This window comes from Vibrio sp. S12_S33 (assembly GCF_963889785.1).
In the GTDB taxonomy this organism is placed as follows: domain Bacteria; phylum Pseudomonadota; class Gammaproteobacteria; order Enterobacterales; family Vibrionaceae; genus Vibrio; species Vibrio aestuarianus.
This window is the reverse complement of the sequence record NZ_CAWPQZ010000194.1, coordinates 1-763: the sequence shown is the minus strand read 5'-3', so window position 1 is coordinate 763 and position 763 is coordinate 1. Positions and strand designations below refer to the sequence as shown.

Here is a 763-nt window from a genome sequence, read left to right as displayed (position 1 = left end):
ACATAACGCCAAATTAAGGTGTGAACAACGCTAACCACCCTACCTAAACCATTGTGCCATAAACACTAAACTGACTTGAAGTGACGGCGCCAAGCGTTGTGAATCACTCTTAAATTTATTGTTATGTGCAACATTTTTATATTGAAAATTGTACGAGTTTCCTTCTTGAATACAGGCACTAGACCAGAGTCACCAAATACAACCTATCGCTACTTAGCCTTGTTTAGTGATTTTTCCACTCGATAGAACACACCAAAGATAAGTAAACAAAGAACATACGAGAGCACTGTTATAATGTTAAATATTGAGCCACTGACTACTATTTTATCCATCTTTTCCCTGACCAACGCCCCTGAGTCATCGAATAGCTCATATACTTTTAAGTAACCATTTTTCCCAGTTACGACTTGCATCGTTCCAATATACAGTTCACCTAACTTCAAACCATCAGAGCTTCTTGAATACGCTTCTATTGTTTTATCATGAGTATTCAATCTCAGAGTATCAATAAGGTTCTTACCTAAAGTCAAACTATCAGCTGTTACTTGAAAGCGAGCCTTATTACCCTCATGACCATCGTAAACAGCACTAAAATGGTTAAGTGAGTCTTGCGAGATGAAAGGACGTTCTAGCTGCAAAGCAGCGAGAACTAATACTAAAAGACAAAATTTACGAAACATACTACCAATCATTGAGATAATCCTTTTCTACCAAACGCTCCATGTTGCTCATAACGCCCAATTAAGTGGTGAACAACGCACTG

The 763-nt window shown here is 38.0% G+C and carries 1 protein-coding gene; it reads right to left on the bottom strand.

Annotation, left to right across the window (positions count from 1 at the left end; all coding sequences use genetic code 11):
• Positions 1-209: 209 nt before the first annotated feature.
• Positions 210-692 (bottom strand): hypothetical protein, encoded by a 483-nt coding sequence (locus tag AACW06_RS19810; protein WP_192076366.1) that lies wholly within the window; start codon positions 690-692, stop codon positions 210-212.
• Between the last annotated feature and the right edge of the window lie 71 nt (positions 693-763).